This is a genomic window from Sporosarcina ureae DSM 2281, assembly GCF_000425545.1.
In the GTDB taxonomy this organism is placed as follows: Bacteria; Bacillota; Bacilli; order Bacillales_A; family Planococcaceae; genus Sporosarcina; species Sporosarcina ureae.
Genome location: NZ_AUDQ01000017.1, coordinates 44185 through 65412, shown reverse-complemented (window position 1 = coordinate 65412; position 21228 = coordinate 44185). Strand labels below are relative to the sequence as shown.

Below are 21228 nucleotides of genomic sequence, written 5' to 3'. Positions count from 1 at the left end.
ATTCTCTCATGCGAGAGAATGGATTATTCGGTATTAGCCCCGGTTTCCCGGAGTTATCCCCATCTGAAGGGCAGGTTGCCCACGTGTTACTCACCCGTCCGCCGCTAACTGAAGGAAGCAAGCTTCCAACAGTTCGCTCGACTTGCATGTATTAGGCATGCCGCCAGCGTTCGTCCTGAGCCAGGATCAAACTCTCCATAAGAGAAATTCGATTAGCTCGAGTTTCATTTGCTGGCATCAATTAAGATACTCATTTTGTTTATGTCATCGTTAGATGCATAAACTGTATTTCGTTAACGTTTTGCTGTTCAGTTTTCAAGGTTCATTCGGTTGGTCTCTCGTAAGAGGCAACTTTCTTATAATAACATCTCGCTGTTTTGTTGTCAACACTTTTTACGAAAAACTTTTTCGTTATGTTTTTCGCTAAGTCGCTAACTTCAAAAGCAACTTCATAAATATACCACCCGTTTTTAAATAACGCAAGTGTTTTCTTTAATTCTTTTTGATTTTCTTTTACATTCTATTAAAATACTGCATTTAGGCAATAAAAAAACAGCTCCAATATTGCTATTGGAGCTGTCATATCAGTCTTTAGGACGCATTTGAGGAAACAACAGCACGTCGCGGATCGATTGTGAGTTCGTCAACAACATAACGAGACGGTCGATTCCGATGCCAAGTCCACCTGTTGGCGGTAGTCCATATTCTAATGCTGTAATGAAATCTTCATCCATTTCATGCGCTTCATCGTTTCCTTGCTCTTTCTCTACCAGCTGCGATTCGAACCGTTCGCGCTGATCGATCGGATCATTTAACTCTGTGAAGGCATTCGCGTGTTCACGACGTACGATAAATAGCTCGAAACGATCTGTGTATCGCGGATCTTCCGGATTCTTCTTTGCAAGTGGAGACACTTCTACTGGATGTCCATAGATGAATGTCGGCTGGACAAGTTCTTCTTCTACTTTTTGCTCGAAGAATTCATTCAGAACATGACCTACTTCCATAGAAGGAGTTACTTGTACGTTATGTTCCTTAGCTAGTTCATGCGCTTGTTCTTTCGTGAGTTGTTGCCAGAAGTCTACGCCTGTAAACTCCTTGACTGCGTCTGCCATGTGCAGTCGCTTCCAGCGCGGCGCTAATTCAATTTGATCATCACCATACTGGATAGTAGTAGTTCCAAGTACTTCTTGTGCGATATGCGCTACTAGATTTTCTGTTAGTTCCATGATGTCATTGTAATCCGCGTATGCCTCATATAACTCAATCATTGTGAATTCAGGGTTGTGACGAGTGGACATTCCTTCATTACGGAATACCCGTCCGATTTCATATACTTTCTCAAGGCCTCCAACGATCAGGCGCTTTAGATGTAGTTCGATAGCGATTCGCATATACAATGTCATATCAAGCGTATTGTGATGTGTAACGAATGGGCGGGCTGCTGCTCCCCCTGCTATTGAGTGGAGCATAGGCGTTTCTACTTCAAGGAAGCCTTGTCCATCCAAGTAATGACGCATGGATTGAATGATTCGACTACGCATAATGAAAGTTTCTTTGCTACCTTCTGTTGATATTAAATCTAGATAGCGCTGACGATAGCGTTGTTCTACGTCTTGTAGACCATGGAATTTCTCAGGCAATGGACGCAGTGCTTTCGTTAAGAATGTAAACTTTGTTGCTTTAATAGAAAGTTCTCCTACTTTTGTTTTGAAAATAATGCCTTGAACGCCGACTATGTCTCCGAGGTCTGCAGAGGTAAATAGCTTATATGCTTCTTCACCGATAGCGTCTAGACGCACGTAAATCTGGATTTGACCTCCAAGATCTTGGATGTGAGCAAATCCTGCTTTACCTTTCCCACGCTTTGTCATAATACGACCAGCAATGGTTACTTCATGCTCGTTTTCTTCCAACTCTTCTTTTGTTTGCTCCTCATAATTAGAGCGTATCTCACTTGTCAGGTGTGTTCGTTCAAAACGCTGACCGAACGGATCCAAACCATCTTCACGTATATCATTCATCTTCTGGCGTCTCACCAAAAGCTGATCATTCATTTCATCCATATTGGACATTTCCTTTCACTCCTTCATACTTTGACCGTCCCTCTTCCCAGGATCAGTCGTCTGCAACTATTGTACACAAATTCCAGGCCTAACAAAAGGACAAACAGTTATCTCATTCTATTGTATAGAAAAAACTGCCCTATTATAGAGCAGTTTGGTCATTCGACGTTCAACCTTTTCGTAAAAACTCTTCGACTTGTCCAACCTTTTTCCAAAGATTCACTCCGTCTTCCTTTATCGCTAGCTCTTCACGATAAAGTGTTCCTGTTGTAGGATTCTTTACATCCTCATTAATCTCAACTAGCGGTACAAGCACGAATGCCCGCTCTTGCATACGGAGATGCGGAATAATCAGATTCTCCAATTGAATGTGTTCCTCGTTATATAGCAAAATATCCAAGTCTACCGTACGTGGGCCCCAACGTATTTTTCGCATTCTGCCAAGCTTATTTTCAATAGATTGGCACGCACTCAATAATTCCGTTGCTTCTAATGTAGTCTCAAGCCTTACTACAACATTTAAAAACTTCGCCTGTTCCGTTAATCCGACAGGCTCGGTCTCATATACGGAAGAAACTTGTAACACGTTAATAGAAGAGTGTTCATTTAACAATTGTACTGCGTGCTGTAAATGTTCGAGGCGATCACCTATATTCGACCCCAGTGACAAGTAGGCGTTATTCAAGAAAAACGCCCCCTCGTGATTTCTACGGAAACGGATGAGTAATGTCCACGAATCGGTGGATCTGGCTTTATAAGCAAGACCCGCACACCATTTACTTTTTCCGCAAAGTCCGTCATGATCGTTCCCGCCACTGTTTCAGCCACCGTCTCGATCAAATGAACCGCTTCCCCTTCTACGATATTCTTACACATCTCATACACTTCTGCATAATTCATTGTTTTCGATAAATCGTCCGTCTGTCCGGCTTTCGCAAGATCCGTCGCCAATGATACCGTCAGCCGAAAACGCTGTCCGAGCTTATTCTCTTCAGGCAATGCGCCGTGGTAACCGTAAAACTCCATATCATTCAAATGAATATAATCCATGAAATCCCTCCATTTTATCGCTTACCCAGTGTATGCTGCTTTCTTCGTCAATACATCCATCATCTTGACCATACGTGAGATTTCCTTTACATCATGAACACGCATAATATGTCCGCCGTGCTCAATACCGTAGCAAACCGTCGCACCCGTACCCTCTATACGCTCTTCTACTGGTAGATCGAGTACTTTACCGATCATGCCTTTACGTGATGTACCGAGCAAAACTGGATACCCAAGATTCGCAATCGAAGACAACCCTTGCATCGCTAATATATTCTGCTCGAGATCTTTCGCGAAGCCGATGCCTGGATCCAACCAGATCATCTCTTCACTAACCCCCGCCCGCTTTGCAATATCGATACTCTGCTGCAAGTCTTCTATAACAGCCTCCATGAACGGTAGCTGGTAATCACGATTTTCACGGTTATGCATCAAAATGATAGGTACGCCATAGCGCGCCGCCACTTCCGCGATCGCCGGTTCCCGCTTCGCACCCCATACATCATTAATTATACTTGCACCCGCCATAATCGCCGCTTCCGCCACGGCTGCCTTTGACGTGTCAATTGAAATTACGCAGCCAAGTTCTTTCGCAAGCAACTCGATTATTGGTACAACACGCGCAATTTCTTCTTCGACTGATACAGGCGTGTACCCCGGACGAGTAGACTCTCCGCCAATATCGATGATTTTCGCACCATCAGCAAGCATTTTCCGTGCATGTTCAAGTGCCGGGTTTTGCTGGCCATATTTCCCGCCATCCGAGAACGAATCCGGTGTGACATTCAATATCCCCATAATCACCGTTTCTTCCGCAAAATTAATCGTCGTTTTACCCAGTCTATAAGATGCACGCGCTTTTGATAATTTCATTACTAGTCACTCACTTTCATTCGGTTGACAGCTTGTTGGTAACCGGCATGCAATCGTTGATAGACCGATCCTTCCTTGCCGGAAAACAGTACTTCTCCTACTTGGCGAATCGGAACTAGTTCCTGAATCGCGTTGGTAATGAATACTTCATCCGCCGATTCAAGCTCATCCTGCATATACAAGCCTTCATGGATAGGCAATCCGATTTCCCCGGCCATTTCGATGACAAACGCCCGCGTCGTACCAGGTAAAATTCCCGTCTCCAATGAAGGTGTATACAACTGGCCTTGTTTCACCCAAAACACATTCGATGTAATGCCCTCTGCCACATAGCCGTCCGAAGTAACAAATAGGCCTTCTGTTTCTTTCAACGAAGTTAATTCTAGGCGTCCTTTAACATTATTCGCATACTGATGTGACTTATGACGAACGACACTTTCCGGTTCATTACGCGTTGTTGCAAGCCAAACGCCATCTTTTTCAGTATGTACGGGTGGAAGATGAAGTGATTTTTGGAAGATCAGTACATTCGGTTGTTCATATTGTGTAGGTGCTAGCCCGATATTATGCACACCCGCCGATACATTTAATCGGTAATAACCGTCCTCATAGCCATTCTCTTTATACAAAGAATGAATTGCCGATAGAATTTCTTCATCACTATACCGCATTTCAATACGGTAATCAGCCAATGCCGACCGTAAGCGAATCATATGCGATTTGTAAAGGAATACTCGACCTTCATATGTACGGAACGTTTCGAAAAATCCTAGCCCGTAAAGAAATCCATGGTCAAAAGGGGATACCTGTAATTCTTCCGCGACTACTTGCTTACCGTTAATCCAGCAAATCAATGCAGTTGCCCACTTTCTCTACGAGTCGCCAACTCCGCCATTTCTTTCGCTTGCCACAATGCTTTTGCTTTATTTAGAGACTCTTGATATTCAGCAGCAGGATTCGAATCAGGTACTAAACCCGCACCCGCTTGGATATGCACAATACCACCTTGAATGAACGCTGTACGAATGGTGATATTCAGCTCTAGGTCTCCATTGAAACCAATCCAACCCATTGCCCCTGTGTAGAGCCCTCTACGCGTCGGTTCCAGTTCTTCAATGATTTCCATCGTACGCAATTTAGGATCTCCCGTAATTGAGCCACCAGGGAATACACCTTGCATAATAGGTGCCAGATCTTCAGAAGACGCAGTACCACGAACATTTGATACCAAATGCATGACGTGCGAATACTTTTCGACGACCATGAATTCATCGACTTCTACTGTGCCTTCCTGACAGATCCTTTGAAAGTCTGCACATTCGAGGTCAACAAGCATCTTGTGCTCACCTATTTCTTTGGCATTCGATACCAACTCTTCCTGTAAAGCTAGATCTTCCATTTCCGTCATCCCACGCTTTCGCGTGCCACCGATCGGACGTGTACTCAATTCAGTTCCGCGCTTTTTCAACAACAGCTCTGGAGAACCAGAGACCACTTCAAAATCTGGCGCCGCCATATAGGCCATGTAAGGTGATGGATTGAACGAACGCAATGCTTCATACATCAACAAAGAAGGAGCTCCAAGTGGTTTTGACTGACGTACGGACAAATTCACTTGCACAACGTCCCCATCATCAATGAATTGCTGTACATCGCGCACCATCTGCTCGAACTGCTCTCCTGTTACAGAAACTTGAAGATCTTCTTCAGTAACGTCCACATCTACTGCTTGTCCAGTAGTAAATTGACGATGTTGCAGACCTTTTTGTGATGCTTCCGCCCATTCATTCACCATATTTCCCAGTGCATGCTGCTTCTCAGGCAATGTCATAAAATAGACATCGTTATTCTCTATATCAAACACAGCCCATTGATCAAAGAGATAAAAGAATACGTCAGGTGTCGCCAAATCATCCTTCGCAAGTACCGGTAATGTCTCATAGCGTCTGACATAATCGTAACTGACCATCCCGATCGGCCCACCTTGATAGGCAGGCAAGCCTCTCTGATGCTCCAGGTTATATTGCCCCATAAAATCATTCAGCAAGACTAGCGGATCTTCTCCCGTCAGCCATTCTTCTTTGCCATCACGCCACTCTAAACGTAGGCCTGTTTTGGTTGCGTTGAACGTCACAAGTGGATCAAGTCCCGCCACACACATCTTCCCGCCACGACCACTCTCCAATAAAACATGTCGTTCTATCTCTGTCGCAAGTTGACGATAGGCATAAAAGAATTCGTCTTTTGTCATTGAAGCCGTCTGATAGGCTACTGTATTCATGCTAGTTCCCCCTGCGTCTCTAGTATTCACTCTGCGTTACTTTCCTCTATTAACTGTTTAATCATAGTATCATCCAACGGCAACATCACTTTATCTGTAATCACACCATCTTTATTGATGATATACGAAGTCGGATAGACTTTTATCTGATACATTTTCATGACTTCGCTATCCTTATCCAATAAAATCGGGAATGTTAAATTGTATTCATCGACAAATTCTTTCGCACTCTCTATCTTATTCTTCTCTGTTTTCGTCATATTGACCGCGAGTATCTCCATATCGTCAGACTCTTTATTGTCTGTATAGTAGTTTTCCATATGCGGCATTTCTGAACGGCATGGCGGACACCATGATGCCCAGAAGTTCAACATGACCGTCTTGCCACGATAATCAGATAACTTGACCGTATCACCTGACAATGTAGTCAATTCGAAATCCGGCGCTAAGTCCCCCTTCGCTAGCCCAGGCTTATCAGTGTCCGTAGTCGTTTGCCAATCCTCCGGCAAACGATCTACCACATCTTTCGGCAAACTTTCCATATTCAAATCCTCATAACCCGGAAGGCCGCCCGTTTCCTCTTTAATTTCCTTATTCAATAAGAAAATAATAGTACCCATGACAATCACAATTATAACTGAAACTATTATGCTCCACTTTTTATTCACAGTGAGCCTCCTCTGTTCTATGTATAACTAGGTTGGTTCGTCTTAATTATACAGAATTTTACCCGCTGATAACAACTTGAAGATTACGCCATTTCGTTACTGGATATAAAAAGAAACTGACGCTAGAAGCAACTTACTACTTCTAGCGTCAGTTTCATATGTGCAAAGGATACAATTATGTCTTCAGAACCACTGCAGCGCTAGCAGAAGGCTCCCGCGATACTTAATCTTTTACTCTTCGTCAAACTGATAAAGAGGTGTGCTTAAGTAACGCTCTCCGTTAGATGGGATGATCGCCACAACTGTCTTGCCTTTACCTAGCTTCTTTGCCACTTGCAACGCAGCCGCAATCGCCGCACCTGAAGATACGCCTCCAAGGATCCCCTCTTCACGAGCCGCACGACGCGCAAACGTATACGCATCATCATTAGAGACTTTGATAATTTCATCATAGATAGCCGTGTCTAAAACTTCCGGCACGAATCCCGCACCGATCCCTTGAATTTTATGTGGTCCCGGCTTACCACCAGATAATATAGCTGAATCTTCCGGCTCTACCGCTACGATACGAACTCCAGGGAAATGTTCTTTCAACACTTCACCCGCTCCTGTAATCGTACCACCCGTACCAATTCCCGAGATAAATGCATCTACTTGATCTAGAGCATTGACGATTTCCGGCCCCGTTGTCAAACGATGAACTTCGGGATTTGCTTCATTATTGAACTGTTGCGGCAAGAACCAACCGTTTTCTTCTGCTAGTTGCTCAGCTTTTGAGATTGCGCCTTTCATCCCTTCAGCACCTGGAGTTAGTACTAAATCAGCTCCGTATGCGCGGAGTAAGTTGCGTCGCTCTAAACTCATCGTGTCAGGCATAACAAGTACAGATTTATACCCTTTAGCCGCTGCGATCATCGCAAGTCCAATTCCTGTGTTTCCGCTTGTCGGTTCAATGATTGTGCTACCTTCTTTTAATTTACCGTTTTTTTCCGCTGCCTCGATCATAGCAAGCGCGATACGGTCCTTGACGCTTGAGCCAGGATTGAAAAATTCTAGTTTCAAATACACATCTGCATCATCTGCACCTGTTAAACGATTTAATTTTACTAATGGTGTGTTACCTACTAAATCAATAACTGAATTTCCCACTCTACTCATTTGTCATCCGCTCCTAATACCCAGTATTTTAATATGTTTTATTGACTTAATGTTACTACCTTCTATTTCACTTGTCAATAATATCATTCAGAAGATTACAGTTTATCACTTTCTCACTAAACAGGTTGAACGCCAAGTCCTTTGTCGATGTATATATAAGTCTGTATTCATTTATGCTTACAATACTTGTGCGGATATTGGTAGCGCTTTCTATATTGAATTTATAAGTTTGCATAGATTATTAAATTACCCGCCACCGTAAAACACGAACGGTAACGGGTGAGTAATTTAGATTCTGATTAAAGTAATTCTTGTAGTTCTTGCTCAGAGAATTCATACTTTTCCAGACAGAAGTGGCATTGCGCTTCTGCACCATGATCTTCATCTATCATCGCTTGGATTTCTTCAGCCCCAAGTCCTTTAATCGCTTCGCTAAAGCGTTCTTTGGAACACTCACAATCAAATTTCACATCTACTTTAGAGAGGAATTCTACGTTTTCCTGACCTAGTACTTCTGTTAGGATTCCTTCAGGTGTCAGTCCATTGTCAATCATAGTGGAAATTGCCGTCATGTTTGCGATTCTTCCTTCCAGCAATTCAATTGTCTCTTCCGTAGCTCCTGGCATGACTTGCAGAATAAATCCGCCTGATGCTTTAACCGTGTTATCTGGATCCACGAGTACCCCTAAAGCAACAGCCGATGGCACTTGTTCAGATACTACCATATAGTGGGTGAAGTCTTCAGCAATTTCCCCGGAAATAATCGGTACTTGCCCTGTAAAGTAATCTTTCAACCCTAGATCCTTTACGATAGACAGCATACCTTCCGTACCCACTGCTCCACGAACGTCTAATTTCCCTTGTTCATTCAATGGCAAGTGCGTTTGTGGGTACGTTGCATAACCACGAACTTCTCCTTTTGCATTAGCATCCACAACAATCGGGCCTAGTGGACCATCGCCTTGGATTTTCACTGTAATGCTGTCATCACCTTTTAACATAGCACCCATCATGACCGCTGCTGAAATCGTACGCCCAAGAGCAGCAGTCGCTGTCGGCCACATTTGGTGACGACGTTGCACTTCTCCTACCGTTTCTGTTGAACGTACTGCATATGCACGAATTTGCCCCTCAAAGGCTAATGCTTTTACTAAATAATCTGTTGTCATTTTATTCTCTCCTTACAAATTTCTTTCATAAATCAGATGTAATCCTTTAAGCGTCAGGAAGTCATCCACAATATCAATCACTTTGGTTTCAGATGCAATTAAATCCGCCATCCCACCTGTTGCGATCACAGTAGGTTGTACTTCGCAATCTTCTTTTATACGGTTGACGATTCCTTCTACTTGGCCAACGTATCCAAATATTATACCCGACTGCATGGCAGCAACCGTATTTTTACCTACTACATGTTCCGGCCGAGCGAGTTGAACGCGCGGTAATTTAGAGGCACGATCAAACAATGCTTCCATAGATATCTTAATACCAGGCGCAATAGATCCGCCCATGTATTCGCCATGTTCATTAACATAGCAATACGTAGTCGCCGTTCCAAAATCTACGATAATGAGCGGGCTACCGTATTCCCTAATGGCTGCCACCGCATTAACAATTCGGTCCGCACCAACTTCGCGGGGATTTTCATATTTGATATTTAATCCTGTTTTCACACCCGGTCCAACGACCATCGGCTTTTGATTAAAGTACTTTTTACACATTTGCTCTAAAGGGAACATAACAGGCGGCACTACAGAAGAAATAATAATGCCTGTGATGTCAGTAAATGAAAGCCCCACATGCTGGAACATCGCCTTTACTTGCATAGCGTATTCGTCTTCTGTCTTATGTCGATAGGTTTCCATCCGCCAGTGGTGCTTCAATTGATCCCCTTCATATACACCTAACACAATATTCGTATTGCCTGTATCTAATACTAATAACATAGTCGCTGTCCCCTCTTACTTTGACTTTTTCCCGTACATCATATCATAATTTCACATGCAGATACTGTGAATGTGTACCGAACGCACTTCCCTTCATAAGAAAACAGCCGACTGTATACAGTCGGCTGTTGGGTTCGCTTAGTCTCTGCGTTCTTCGTCAATAGATGGCAGCGTCTTATCTACCGCTCCACCTTCACTTGGCAAGTCACCGATTGACGGGTCAGATGGTGCACCCGTGCTATCCGGAGTTGTAGTTTCCACAGGGGATTCTTCTACAACTTTCTTGTCAACATTACTACCCTCGTTGTTTTCGTATGGACGGTCAGGCAAGGTACCGTGATCTTTCAAGTGATTGATTTGTTCCGCATCCAACGTTTCGACTTCCAATAAAGTCGTAGCGATCAGATTAAGCAAATCTCGGTTTTCAGTTAAAATTTGTCTTGTGCGTTCGTATTGTTCTTTAATTATTGTTTGCATTTCAGAGTCAATCTCGTATGCGATCGCTTCAGAATAGTTTTGCTCAGAGTTGAAGTCACGTCCAAGGAATACTTGACCGCCTTGCGTCTGACCAAACTGCATCGGACCGATTTTATCGCTCATTCCGTATTCTGTAACCATCGAACGGGCAATACCTGTAGCACGTTGGAAGTCATTATGTGCACCGGTTGATACTTCGCCAAGGACGATTTCTTCTGATACACGCCCACCTAGAAGACCTGCAATTTTGTCGAGGAGTTCAGGTTTTGTCATAAAGTAGCGATCTTCTTTCGGAAGCATAACTGCGTATCCGCCAGCCTGCCCACGAGGTACAATAGTTACTTTATGGACGATTTCTGCGTCATCAAGCATTAAGCCCACGACTACGTGACCCGCTTCGTGGAACGCGACAATGTTTCGTTCCTTTTTCGAAATGACACGATTTGTTTTCGCAGGGCCTGCAATAACGCGATCCGTTGCTTCATCAATATCGGACATATCGATTTTCTGTTTATTTCTTCTCGCCGCTACAAGAGCCGCTTCGTTCAATAAGTTCTCAAGGTCTGCACCAGAGAATCCTGGAGTACGTTGAGCAAGAGCTTTCATATCAACTGTTTCATCAAGCGGTTTGTTACGCGCGTGAACTTTCAACACAGCTTCTCTTCCTTTAACATCTGGACGACCAACCGTAATTTGACGGTCAAAGCGTCCCGGACGAAGAAGTGCCGGGTCTAAAATATCCGGACGGTTTGTAGCAGCAACGATAATAATACCTTCGTTTCCTTCAAAGCCATCCATTTCTACTAGCAACTGGTTCAACGTTTGCTCACGCTCGTCGTGACCGCCGCCTAAGCCGGCTCCGCGTTGACGTCCAACCGCGTCAATTTCATCGATAAAGATAATACATGGTGAGTTTTTCTTGGCATTCTCGAACAAGTCACGCACTCGGGAAGCCCCTACACCTACGAACATCTCTACGAAATCAGAACCTGAAATCGAGAAGAATGGTACACCTGATTCACCTGCAACTGCACGCGCAAGCAATGTTTTACCTGTACCTGGAGGTCCTACTAGCAAAATCCCTTTTGGAATTCGTGCACCTAACTCCACAAACTTACTGGCATCTTTCAAGAAGTCCACGACTTCTTCGAGCTCAGCTTTTTCTTCATCTGCACCTGCAACATCATTGAAACGTACTTTCTTTCGATCGTCTGATTGCAGTTTCGCTTTACTTTTCCCGAAGTTCATCACCTTGCCGCCACCGCCGCCTTGTGATTGGTTCAGCAAGAAGAAGAAAAGGATAATAATAATTATGAATGGTACGAGTCCTGTAAAGAACGATACCCACGCGCTTGTTTCTTTTGGCGGTAGGATGTCAATCTCGGTACTTGTCGTTTTGACAATCTCACCAATACTGTCCATATCATTTTCTGGAATATTCGTTACGAAAGTTTCACCTTTTTCGTAGCCGGCCATTTCCCCTTTTACTTCATACACAAGCTGCAATGGCTGAAAAGTTGCATTTTCAACTTTCCCCTGTTCCAGCGCTGTGACGAATTCATCATACCGAATTGGTTTCATCTTCGGATTTGGATTGTTAAGCGAACTGAAAATCCCCATTATTGCTAGGAAGATTAATCCATATAAAAGAAAGTATCGAAGTATTCGATTCATCCCAAGCCTCCTCATCTCATTCAACAAAAACTAAACAGAAAACTATTGTAAATTTTAGCATAGATTGACACTACTTAACAAAAGAAATGCCTTTTAAAAAACAGCCTTCAATTCGGTTCATTACACTCCTGTTAGAAAGAGTAGATTTCCTTTTTCAATACGCCGATATACGGTAAGTTGCGGTATTTCTCCGCATAATCCAACCCATACCCCACTACGAATGCGTCTAGTACATCAAAACCTACATAATCTGCTTTTAAATCTACTTTACGTCCTGTCGGCTTATCCAACAACGTAACAATCTTGATGGAATTTGCTTTTCTGTATTTAAACAGTTCCACTAAGTAATTCAATGTTTTTCCGCTGTCGATAATATCTTCAATAATCAACACATCGCGGCCTTCTATGCTTGTGTTCAAATCTTTGATGATTTTCACTTCACCTGATGAAACTGTCGCATTTCCATAGCTAGAAACATCCATGAAATCTAATTCGATATACGTATCAATGCGTTTGATCAAGTCACTCATGAATGGTAATGCACCTTTAAGTACAACCACTGCTAATGGGAATTTTTCACGGTACTCTTCAGTCAATGTTGCTCCGAGTTCTCGGACTTTCTCTTCTAGTTGCTCTTCTGAAATTAAAACATGCTCGATATCTTGCGCGATCATCGGCCCGTCCCCCTCTATTTTATCTTGTCTCGCCTTCTCGCGTAATCCATATGTATGAATCGCCTTCTAGTTGGCGGTGTGAAAACATCTCACTGTACCGTACACCGGGTACTGCACACACAGTACCGCTTGCCGTCGTAATGACAGGCTGCTGTTGCCTTTGCCTAATTCCTATCTTTTCATCAATCAATATCCGCTTGACACGTTTTGTCTCGGACATTCCTTTGATCAACATTCTGTCTCCGGTCATCCGAAGCCGTACAGTTAACGGAAGTTCTGACTCAGGTAATTGGAAATACCTGACCTCATCTGATGGTAAGAGTTCTTCGATCATATGTGCGTTGGCATGATGCCAGTAAAACTGAATATTCCCCCACGTATGCCAAGTACCTTTCGCAAGTACTTTTGGACGAAGAGACGCTGTATCTATATCCATTTTTGTAATTAGCAGTTTATCATATTCCCTGACAAACCGATAGCCATACGCCAAATCAATTGTGATATTCCCAGCCGAGTTCGTAATGTGTTGTAACAGTTCATCCACTAATGCAAAATGCCACTCAGCGTTCTCTGTTGCTGGGTTAGTTAGACATTTTAATAGTAGTTGAATCACGCGCTTTTGTAAAGCGTAGGGAATAGCAAGAAATGCCTCCCGTTGAAAAGAGGGAAGCTGCTCATCCGTATACGTAACAATCGATCGCCAATGTTGATCGGCTAGCTCATTTAGCAAAAGTTCATCCGCTTGCTGTTGTTCTGTTTGTCTGACTGTATTGACCGCGACGGATGGATTTTCGTCTATCAAGATTGGTAGTATGTGATGCCGCATACGATTACGCAGATAATTATCTTGCTGGTTACTTGGATCTTCTCGGAAGTTTATTTTGTGATATGACGCATACGTGTACAATTCGCTCTTTTTTAATGGAAGGAATGGACGTATAATTTTCCCCGAATGAAACAACCGCTGGATCGGCATACCATTTAATGATTGCCCTTTACTTAATTGAATCAGCACTGTCTCCAGTTGGTCTTCCGCATGATGGGCCGTTGCGAGAACGGTAAACCGCTCACTTTCCATTGTTTGTTCGAAACACGCATAACGCTGTTGCCGACACACTTGTTGCATATTACCGCCCTGGCTTTCTAAGATAGCCGGAATAGGTACTTGTTCAGAATAAAAGGGTAGCCCGAATTCCTTGCACAGTTGCTTCACAACAGACGCATCTTCAGCAGATTCAACCCCACGTAACATATGATCTACATGGATGGCCGCCACTTCAATGACCAAAGATTGCTGGTGCGTCGCAAGAAAGTGAAGCAGTGCCATGGAATCCACACCACCCGAACACGCGACTAATACACGAGAGCCGGGAGGAATCAACGTTTGCTTGTCGATAAACTTCAATACCTTTTGCTGCAAACTTTTCATGATCCATCTCCCTCCTCTCTCTATTCTAACATTGTTTAGCTAGAAATGATTCGAGGTTGCTTATTAGCTTTTGACCACTTTGGCACAATATGGCCAACCTTCATTACAAGAATCGTACGATCATCTTCCACTGACTCAAATACACGCTCCATCTCCATCATTACTTGATCGGCAATCGTTCGGCAATCCATATCTTTAAAACGTTCTATCGTTTGATTCATCACGTCTTCCTGGATATCAAGCGGTATATCTCCATTAAATATTCCATCCGTTGTCATAACGACGATATCACCTGACTTTAGCTTTTCATTCTTTGCCTCTATTGAAAATGATGGCAAGAAGCCAAATGGTACGGTTTTGCTGTCTAACCGGATACACTCGTCACTTCTTTTAATGTAAGTACTCATCGAACCAGCTTTCCACGACCACAGTCGCCCTTCCTGTAAATCAATTAACGCCAAGTCGAGCGTTGCATACATATCATCCAGTCCATTCAATGCCATCATATAATGCAATGTGTGGATAGCAGTTTCAGGATCCATTTTTTGACCCAAGCATTCCCGCATCAGTCGGATTACCTTTCTACTTTCGTGGTATGCATTGATATCCTGTCCCATTCCGTCTGATAACAGTACAGCTGACAATCCGTCATGAATCTTGAATAACTCATACGCATCACCACCGTTGAACGATCCTTTTCCTGCCGTCGTGACGATATCATATTCGAGCGAAAAACGAACGGCAGAACTAAAGGTCAATTGTACGTGCGGAAATGGAAACGGCTGATAAGTCGATTTTGAAATATGCATCGGCTCTTCGTACATTTGCTCCAAGATCGGCAGTAATAAATACTCTCCAACAGTCGTTTCCGCTTCAAAATCCGCCTTTTTTTCCGGTACAGAAATTACAATTCTGCAGGCACCCCGTTCTTCCGATAAAATATCGATTTGGAAAAACTCTATTGCTTGTGATTGTAAACGATTCGCAAGCTCTTCTTCAGCCAACTTATACGTAGTTAGGTCTTCCTTTACCTCTCTCATAACTTTTTCAATATGAGTACTCATATCGCGCAATTGCAAGGCTAACATTTTTCGTCCATGTTGTAACTGCCCCATCAATAACTTATTGGCCCCTCTCTCTTCCAATTCATTCATTAGTCCCTTAAAACGTAGACATTTGTACTTCATCTGCTGTTCAACTCGTACACGAGCCGCCTTTTTCGTTGCTGAATAGGTTGTTTCCCATTCATCAATCAATGGTTCTATACCGTCCTCTTCGTTCTCCCAACACTTTCGGTAACGAAAACAGGATTGACAAATAGACGGCACTTGACTTGTCGCCGCAACTTCCTCTTCAGGAGACAGACGATCATTCACGAGCGTTGACATGAAATGAGCAAATTGCTGGAACTCCGCCAACTGACCATCTAGTTTATCCGCCAGCCATTGCTGTCGTTTTTCGGATATTCCTTCTTGTTTCGGCAATAAAACTTGTCGTATTTGGCTTAATTTGCGTGAAGGAATCAATATGAACAGTAAGGCCGCAGCACCAACCGTGGAAAAGTGAACGGTATCCAGAGGCAGTGTCGCATCATATAGAAGGAAGAAGAGCGAAACAAAGACACTGCCGGTGATGACTCCAAGCTTTCCAAAGCGTTTTAATGAACCCGCTAGTAATCCCGTCATACCATATAACGCCATCATGCCCGTAAAGGACAACTCTGATACACCTATTATCAATGCGATAATCATACCGACAGTTGTAGCGAACGGTACTCCCCCTACTACGGCGGCTACAAATATCGCTAAAAATAAGAAGACCCCCGCAACAGATACCGCACCAATTTGGAATCCTCCCATCCCGGTAGCTGCCAGCGCTCCCACAATACACATCGCACTGATCTGCTCAGGATTCCATGGTCCATACAGCATTCTTTCTATAGAAGGAAAAGCTAGTAACATGAAAATTGTCATGAACAATGCAAGCAATGCTTCTAACCCTATCGACAACTGAATCGCCAAAGGCAACATCCCGTCACCGTACTTTACAAGCTGCCAGACTAATTGCGGTATAATCATTGCTCCTGCCACAGCGATCGGAATGGATCTCTTCACGACTGGAATTTTAATGATTGAATGAAACAGTAACAATTGTGCTAAATGAATGACAGCTTGTCCCACCCCAAGAAACGCGCTGCCCGCCATGCCCCCTATAAATACATAGATCATGTGTTGACGGTAACGCATACTAGCCAACGCCCAAATCGGCAAGAAGAATGGTACTGCCATATCGAATACTACTGCTTGCGATAGAAAGAATGATCCTACTAAGAATAGAAGAGCAGTTAACAAGTATACTTTTCTATTCATCAGTTCTTGCCAGTAAGCCCTGAACATCTGCACAATTGGTCTCTCCATATTGTCAATCATTTTCATTTCCCATACCCCCTATGTTCTCTTACATAAAACTATACATGGGATTCGCGAGAAATTTTGTCTGTTCGTGGCGGCATATTCACAAAACATTTCGACGTATTCCGTATGTTTATTTTTAAGCAAAAGAGGTGTTGACAGTTGTTCAAATGCCTAGTATGATAAGAGACGTTGCGTTGGAAATTGTATAATATCAACGTGCGTATGTCTTGGCGGTGTAGCTCAGTTGGCTAGAGCATTCGGTTCATACCCGAAAGGTCGTGGGTTCGAATCCCTCCGCCGCTATAATAGAAATGCAAAAATCCTCTTGCCTAGGCAGAGGGTTTTTTGTTTGGAAGAATAGTCTGAGGAATGGATATGCACTAATTTTAACGTTGATGAAGTGCTTGTTGGATTACAATTCTGTTAAGCGTGTGTAAGATGCAGCTCCGGGTTGTGGTTCTTGCACGTGCTTTTTGTGTTTGATCTAGGTTTTGCTTGTAGCATAAGTGGTAATTTCACTGTCACCATTTATGCTCTAGCGGTTGGCCTTCGCGAGAGCCACAACTGCTGGGAGCCGTGGTCATGAGACAAATGGTAGCACTACCCACAGCTGGCTCATGGCTGGAGGCAATCCCCTGCGGAAGGGCGGGTCGAGAACATGAATACTCACTAATGTTAGTATTAAACGACCTGTCGAACGCTGAGCTATAACATTAATCAAAGATGCCTAACTTTCGCCTCTTAATTTTCGGCATACAAAAACGCATGCTCCATAGTGCGGAACATACGTATAGGATGTCATCTAATTTTAGTTTACAGTTGAATCAGTCAGCAAGTTATCCTCTTCTGGCTCCACGACCGCCACGCTTGGACTCTGTCGCTCTCTTTAAGGTAGTTAGACGTTCTTCGCTGTCCTTCATGAATTTTGCCATCTTCTGCTCAAAATTCTCTGGTCGTTCAAAGCTCGGTTTGCTTCCTTGACGAGGTCTAGTTGGACGTTGTGGACGCTGTGGACGTTGTTCTGACTCAGGTTTAGCCTTACGGATGGAAAGCCCGATTTTACCGTCAGATCCCACATTCATTACTTTGACTTCAACCATATCGCCGACTTTTAAATGATCATTAATATCTTTGACATAATTGTCAGCTACTTCACTAATATGGACTAATCCTGTGGATCCGCTTGGCAATTCAACAAATGCCCCAAAATTTGTGATCCCGGTTACTTTACCTTCTAACTTGCTGCCTACTTCAATTGACATAAAAAAAATGCTCCTCCTTAAGTTTTAAGCGGCTCGTAAGCCTATCAACCATATTGGCAGTGCCTGTATTTTACAGGCTCCTACCTATATTATAGCCAACAAAAAAAGAGTGTCAACATGACTACTCTTTTCTTATGTCTTTTTCTGACTCTTTTTTCTTATCAGGAATGGAAAAAATGATCTCATTGGACTCAGACAGAAAGTATTCTTTGCGTGCGAGTTTAGCAATGTACTCGTCATCATCCAAACGAATCAATTGCCTATTCAGTTGTTCTTGCTGTTCTTTCAAATCCTCTAGTGTAGCTGTTGCTTGGGCTTTTTCCTTATGTTTGGCGGCCAGGATTTCTTTCTGTCCTGCATTCATATTGAATAAACTTCCAGCAACCACACAGACGATAACAAAAAATACAGCCAACCGATTACGCAGACGTTTTTGTTGCGCTTTCTTAAAATTTTCTTTTTTTTGCATGGAGCGCACATAGTCTGTATCGATTGATGTCACATTCTTTGTTGAGGGCTTCTGTGTTTTTTTCATGGCGCACACACCTTTCTGACGTAATTCTACTAGTGCAATCTATTATATAGTACTCTGCCTTTATTTTGAAGGAATTTCCCTATGTTCTTTACTAATCTTATAAACGGCGACGTGATTAGTGACAGAATAGAGAAAATTAAATAGAAAATACGTTGAATCATTAGGTAGACAAGACGAATGATGAGCCAAATCGGCCTAAGCACCACAAGTAACAGTAGCCTACCTATGATTCTCACAGGGTGATGGAAGATTGCTGCATACAATAACAATCCACTAACCTGTGCAACAGGGTCATACATTCTCCATGCCCCGTCGCGCACCATGATTAATACCCAAAACGACACCATTCCCAACGCAATCCAGATAAGGCATTCCAACCAGAATGCCCATCTTCTAATGAACGAACGGTTATCGCACGCGGCGACAATGGTTCCGAATAAATCCATTACAATTCCAGCAGTAATCCCTGTCCCGATCATCGCCAATAGACTGAAGAACTGGACGGATAGACTCATCCGAATAATTTATGGAGGAAATTGCGCGAGCCTGCTTCTTCGTCATCGTATTGAAGTGTTTGGACAGTACCTTCAAGCGTAAGTAGGCCCTTGTCCACATCTAGATGTACAATACGCAGTTCCTCCCCACGGATTTGCAATACGCCCAGCGATGTTCTAACGAGAAATTCCTCCTGGTCAAAGCGGTCGATCGTTTTCACGGATGTGAGGTCCATTCTTTTGCGATTGCGCATCGTCACTACGTGGTCTCCTGATGGAATAGTATACATCGAGCTGTCTGTTTGAATCTGCATATGCGTCCCCCTTCTCTAGTACGTTCCCCATATCCTATGCAGAGGCTTGGCCAAACATGACAAGCTGTTTTTAAGTTGAAGTGCAAATCCTATATTCTAGCCCCCTTTGGCCTGTCTATTAAAAAAGACAACCTGATGTCAGGCTGCCTCTTCGTTACATAGCTTTACTCTTCGTCATCTACAAATTCAAGTTCCACTTTCTCTAAGCGTTCTTCGCTAGTGATCGTATACATACCTGCTGCATCTTCTTTTTTAGTCGATGCTTTCAGCTCATTTACCGTAGCATTGACAATCTTCTGGCCGAAGCGGATTGACAGCTCATCACCCGGCTTGACGACCGAGGACGCTTTGGCCACTTTCCCATTAATCGTAATTCTGCCTTGGTCAGCCACTTGCTTCGCCAGCGTCCGGCGTTTGATAAAGCGAGATACTTTTAGAAATTTATCGAGTCTCATTTGGATTCTTCCTTTCGTTTGGCCTGTTGCCAGAATTCTTCTAGTTCATCTAATGTATAGTCTTCAAATTTTCCGCTTCCTTGTTTCACAGATTGCTCTACGGACTGGAAACGAGATTTGAATTTTTCATTGGCGTGCCACATGGCCTCTTCTGGTGAGATCTTTAGGAATCTTGCAATGTTGACGATAGTGAACAGTACGTCACCAAGCTCATCTAGCTGTTGCTCCGGCCCGCCACTCTTCACTTCTTCTTGAAATTCTATCCACTCTTCTTGAAACTTGTCGAAAGCTCCTTCTATGGAAGGCCAGTCAAATCCCACTTTGGCTGCGGTATTTTGGTAATTATAAGATGTCAGCAAGGAAGATGCCAAACGTTCTTGTCCTTCTAACAGCGTAGACGGTTTCGGTTTTTCCAACTCCTTGATGGCTTGCCAGTTCGTCAACACTTCTTCGGTTGTGTCAGCTTGCGTTTGCGAAAATACGTGTGGATGACGTCGTATCATTTTGGACCCGACAGTTTCGAGTACGTCTTCCATTGAGAAGTACCCATTGTCTTCCCCGATTTGTGCATGGAGGAAGACTTGTAGTAAAACATCTCCTAGTTCTTCAATAATTGCGTCGTCATCTTCTTCATCGATGGCCTGAATTAACTCAAAGGACTCTTCGATTAAATAGCGCTTCAATGATTCATGCGTTTGCTCGCGGTCCCAAGGGCAACCGTCTGGTCCACGTAACGTGGCGATGATGTCCCTTAATGAACTCCACTCTTTCAGTCGTTGTTCGTGATCTAGTAGCGGTGGTACATAGACAGTCGTTAGATTATTCAACGTCACTGCACGGTCAAGCTCAAATAGCGGTATTTCTGTCAATTTTTCATCTCGGGAACCCGCCGACGTAACGATTGTGACGACGTGATGATCGGGATATTTCTCCATCAAAGACAATTTTACATCAGAAGCGACAAATGCATCATACACTTGTCCAATTAATACGTGCTGATCCATGCGCACGTCGTCCCGTTTTAAGTCCGTACCGTCTAGCAATTGGAAACCTTCAATCGGATCGATACGCAGCGCCGTAAAAATTGGATCCAAAAAGCTACTGCCGCCTGCGATATGAAGCTCAATCTCACCTGTTCGTTCTTTTTCAATCAATAATTGGACCGTACGTTCCGCTACAAGCGGGTGACCTGGCACAGCGTATGTAATTGGCTGTTGCGCACTCAGTTCAAGAAGTTTATCGACGATTTGCTGATAGACGTCTTCAAATGAATCATTTGCTTCATAAATCGAATCAAAGCTTTCCATTTTTAATCCTTCTAAACGTAATTCTGCAACGACGGGATGTTCTTCCGTACGAATATAGAGATGGTCCGCTTGTTTCAATAATCGGTACGTACCTAGTGACAGTTGTTCTAAATCACTCGCACCAAGGCCGATAACTGTTATTTTATTCACA

20 protein-coding genes, 1 tRNA gene and 1 rRNA gene are annotated in these 21228 nt (G+C 43.4%); 1 reads left to right on the top strand and 21 read right to left on the bottom strand.

Going from position 1 to position 21228, the window contains the following annotated elements; genetic code table 11:
* From H605_RS0114580 to H605_RS18035, 15 genes are all read right to left on the bottom strand, one after another.
* Positions 1 to 202, bottom strand: a 16S ribosomal RNA gene (locus H605_RS0114580); the annotation flags it as partial.
* A 382-nt stretch (positions 203 to 584) separates the two neighbouring features.
* Positions 585 to 2075, bottom strand: coding sequence for a lysine--tRNA ligase (gene lysS / locus H605_RS0114575; protein ID WP_029054900.1), 1491 nt, complete (start codon positions 2073 to 2075; stop codon positions 585 to 587).
* A 160-nt stretch (positions 2076 to 2235) separates the two neighbouring features.
* Entirely contained in the window at positions 2236 to 2751 is a 516-nt protein-coding gene (gene folK, locus H605_RS0114570) for a 2-amino-4-hydroxy-6-hydroxymethyldihydropteridine diphosphokinase (RefSeq protein ID WP_029054899.1), read from the bottom strand.
* A complete protein-coding gene (gene folB, locus H605_RS0114565) occupies positions 2748 to 3116 on the bottom strand; it encodes a dihydroneopterin aldolase (protein ID WP_029054898.1) in 369 nt (122 codons plus the stop codon). The genes folK and folB overlap by 4 nt, the downstream gene beginning before the upstream one ends.
* A gap of 21 nt (positions 3117 to 3137) precedes the next feature.
* On the bottom strand, positions 3138 to 3989 hold the full coding sequence (folP, locus tag H605_RS0114560; protein ID WP_029054897.1) for a dihydropteroate synthase: 852 nt from the start codon (positions 3987 to 3989) through the stop codon (positions 3138 to 3140).
* A gap of 2 nt (positions 3990 to 3991) precedes the next feature.
* Positions 3992 to 4843 carry an aminodeoxychorismate lyase gene (gene pabC / locus H605_RS0114555; protein ID WP_029054896.1) on the bottom strand — a complete coding sequence of 284 codons (852 nt, stop codon included), beginning with the start codon at positions 4841 to 4843 and terminating at the stop codon, positions 3992 to 3994.
* Positions 4840 to 6270: an anthranilate synthase component I family protein gene (locus H605_RS0114550; RefSeq protein WP_029054895.1), complete on the bottom strand. Its 1431-nt coding sequence runs from the start codon at positions 6268 to 6270 to the stop codon at positions 4840 to 4842. The genes pabC and H605_RS0114550 overlap by 4 nt, the downstream gene beginning before the upstream one ends.
* Before the next feature lie 26 nt (positions 6271 to 6296).
* Positions 6297 to 6938: a peroxiredoxin family protein gene (locus tag H605_RS0114545; protein WP_029054894.1), complete on the bottom strand. Its 642-nt coding sequence runs from the start codon at positions 6936 to 6938 to the stop codon at positions 6297 to 6299.
* 231 nt (positions 6939 to 7169) lie between these two features.
* Positions 7170 to 8096 carry a cysteine synthase A gene (cysK, locus tag H605_RS0114540; RefSeq protein WP_029054893.1) on the bottom strand — a complete coding sequence of 309 codons (927 nt, stop codon included), beginning with the start codon at positions 8094 to 8096 and terminating at the stop codon, positions 7170 to 7172.
* Between the two features lie 299 nt (positions 8097 to 8395).
* Positions 8396 to 9265 carry an Hsp33 family molecular chaperone HslO gene (hslO, locus tag H605_RS0114535; RefSeq protein WP_029054892.1) on the bottom strand — a complete coding sequence of 290 codons (870 nt, stop codon included), beginning with the start codon at positions 9263 to 9265 and terminating at the stop codon, positions 8396 to 8398.
* Positions 9266 to 9277: 12 nt separating this feature from the next.
* Positions 9278 to 10042 (bottom strand): type III pantothenate kinase, encoded by a 765-nt coding sequence (locus H605_RS0114530; RefSeq protein ID WP_029054891.1) that lies wholly within the window; start codon positions 10040 to 10042, stop codon positions 9278 to 9280.
* Between the two features lie 138 nt (positions 10043 to 10180).
* Positions 10181 to 12193, bottom strand: a complete 2013-nt coding sequence (gene ftsH, locus H605_RS0114525) for an ATP-dependent zinc metalloprotease FtsH (RefSeq protein ID WP_029054890.1) — start codon at positions 12191 to 12193, stop codon at positions 10181 to 10183.
* Between the two features lie 131 nt (positions 12194 to 12324).
* Positions 12325 to 12867, bottom strand: coding sequence for a hypoxanthine phosphoribosyltransferase (gene hpt, locus H605_RS0114520; protein ID WP_029054889.1), 543 nt, complete (start codon positions 12865 to 12867; stop codon positions 12325 to 12327).
* A 19-nt stretch (positions 12868 to 12886) separates the two neighbouring features.
* Entirely contained in the window at positions 12887 to 14296 is a 1410-nt protein-coding gene (gene tilS / locus H605_RS0114515; protein WP_029054888.1) for a tRNA lysidine(34) synthetase TilS, read from the bottom strand.
* Positions 14297 to 14331: 35 nt separating this feature from the next.
* Positions 14332 to 16731 (bottom strand): SpoIIE family protein phosphatase, encoded by a 2400-nt coding sequence (locus H605_RS18035; RefSeq protein WP_051210614.1) that lies wholly within the window; start codon positions 16729 to 16731, stop codon positions 14332 to 14334.
* Positions 16732 to 16939: 208 nt separating this feature from the next.
* Between H605_RS18035 and H605_RS0114505 the strand changes: the two genes are divergently transcribed.
* Positions 16940 to 17013: transfer RNA gene (locus tag H605_RS0114505), tRNA-Met, on the top strand.
* 533 nt (positions 17014 to 17546) lie between these two features.
* On the opposite strand, the gene H605_RS0114500 is transcribed toward H605_RS0114505, so the two are convergent.
* From H605_RS0114500 to yabN, 6 genes are all read right to left on the bottom strand, one after another.
* Positions 17547 to 17972 carry a S1 domain-containing RNA-binding protein gene (locus H605_RS0114500; RefSeq protein WP_029054887.1) on the bottom strand — a complete coding sequence of 142 codons (426 nt, stop codon included), beginning with the start codon at positions 17970 to 17972 and terminating at the stop codon, positions 17547 to 17549.
* A 121-nt stretch (positions 17973 to 18093) separates the two neighbouring features.
* Complete coding sequence (locus H605_RS0114495) at positions 18094 to 18507, bottom strand: FtsB family cell division protein (RefSeq protein ID WP_029054886.1); 414 nt, start codon at positions 18505 to 18507, stop codon at positions 18094 to 18096.
* A 29-nt stretch (positions 18508 to 18536) separates the two neighbouring features.
* Positions 18537 to 19022 (bottom strand): spore cortex biosynthesis protein YabQ, encoded by a 486-nt coding sequence (gene yabQ / locus H605_RS0114490; RefSeq protein WP_029054885.1) that lies wholly within the window; start codon positions 19020 to 19022, stop codon positions 18537 to 18539.
* Positions 19019 to 19315 carry a sporulation protein YabP gene (gene yabP / locus H605_RS0114485; RefSeq protein ID WP_029054884.1) on the bottom strand — a complete coding sequence of 99 codons (297 nt, stop codon included), beginning with the start codon at positions 19313 to 19315 and terminating at the stop codon, positions 19019 to 19021. Before yabP ends, yabQ begins: the two co-directional genes overlap by 4 nt.
* Positions 19316 to 19479: 164 nt before the next feature.
* Positions 19480 to 19770 carry an RNA-binding S4 domain-containing protein gene (locus H605_RS0114480; RefSeq protein WP_029054883.1) on the bottom strand — a complete coding sequence of 97 codons (291 nt, stop codon included), beginning with the start codon at positions 19768 to 19770 and terminating at the stop codon, positions 19480 to 19482.
* Entirely contained in the window at positions 19767 to 21227 is a 1461-nt protein-coding gene (yabN, locus tag H605_RS0114475; protein WP_029054882.1) for a bifunctional methyltransferase/pyrophosphohydrolase YabN, read from the bottom strand. The genes H605_RS0114480 and yabN overlap by 4 nt, the downstream gene beginning before the upstream one ends.
* Position 21228 lies beyond the last annotated feature (1 nt).

Excerpts from the sequence above, each read along its gene's own strand:
- lysS (WP_029054900.1), bottom strand. The coding sequence starts at position 2,075 with ATGTCCAATATGGATGAAATGAATGATCAGCTTTTGGTGAGACGCCAG.
- folB (WP_029054898.1), bottom strand. The coding sequence starts at position 3,116 with ATGGATTATATTCATTTGAATGATATGGAGTTTTACGGTTACCACGGC.
- folP (WP_029054897.1), bottom strand. The coding sequence starts at position 3,989 with ATGAAATTATCAAAAGCGCGTGCATCTTATAGACTGGGTAAAACGACG.
- H605_RS0114550 (WP_029054895.1), bottom strand. The coding sequence starts at position 6,270 with ATGAATACAGTAGCCTATCAGACGGCTTCAATGACAAAAGACGAATTC.
- cysK (WP_029054893.1), bottom strand. The coding sequence starts at position 8,096 with ATGAGTAGAGTGGGAAATTCAGTTATTGATTTAGTAGGTAACACACCA.
- hslO (WP_029054892.1), bottom strand. The coding sequence starts at position 9,265 with ATGACAACAGATTATTTAGTAAAAGCATTAGCCTTTGAGGGGCAAATT.
- H605_RS0114530 (WP_029054891.1), bottom strand. The coding sequence starts at position 10,042 with ATGTTATTAGTATTAGATACAGGCAATACGAATATTGTGTTAGGTGTA.
- ftsH (WP_029054890.1), bottom strand. The coding sequence starts at position 12,193 with ATGAATCGAATACTTCGATACTTTCTTTTATATGGATTAATCTTCCTA.
- hpt (WP_029054889.1), bottom strand. The coding sequence starts at position 12,867 with ATGATCGCGCAAGATATCGAGCATGTTTTAATTTCAGAAGAGCAACTA.
- tilS (WP_029054888.1), bottom strand. The coding sequence starts at position 14,296 with ATGAAAAGTTTGCAGCAAAAGGTATTGAAGTTTATCGACAAGCAAACG.
- H605_RS18035 (WP_051210614.1), bottom strand. The coding sequence starts at position 16,731 with ATGAAAATGATTGACAATATGGAGAGACCAATTGTGCAGATGTTCAGG.
- H605_RS0114500 (WP_029054887.1), bottom strand. The coding sequence starts at position 17,972 with ATGTCAATTGAAGTAGGCAGCAAGTTAGAAGGTAAAGTAACCGGGATC.
- H605_RS0114495 (WP_029054886.1), bottom strand. The coding sequence starts at position 18,507 with ATGAAAAAAACACAGAAGCCCTCAACAAAGAATGTGACATCAATCGAT.
- yabQ (WP_029054885.1), bottom strand. The coding sequence starts at position 19,022 with ATGAGTCTATCCGTCCAGTTCTTCAGTCTATTGGCGATGATCGGGACA.
- yabP (WP_029054884.1), bottom strand. The coding sequence starts at position 19,315 with ATGCAGATTCAAACAGACAGCTCGATGTATACTATTCCATCAGGAGAC.
- H605_RS0114480 (WP_029054883.1), bottom strand. The coding sequence starts at position 19,770 with ATGAGACTCGATAAATTTCTAAAAGTATCTCGCTTTATCAAACGCCGG.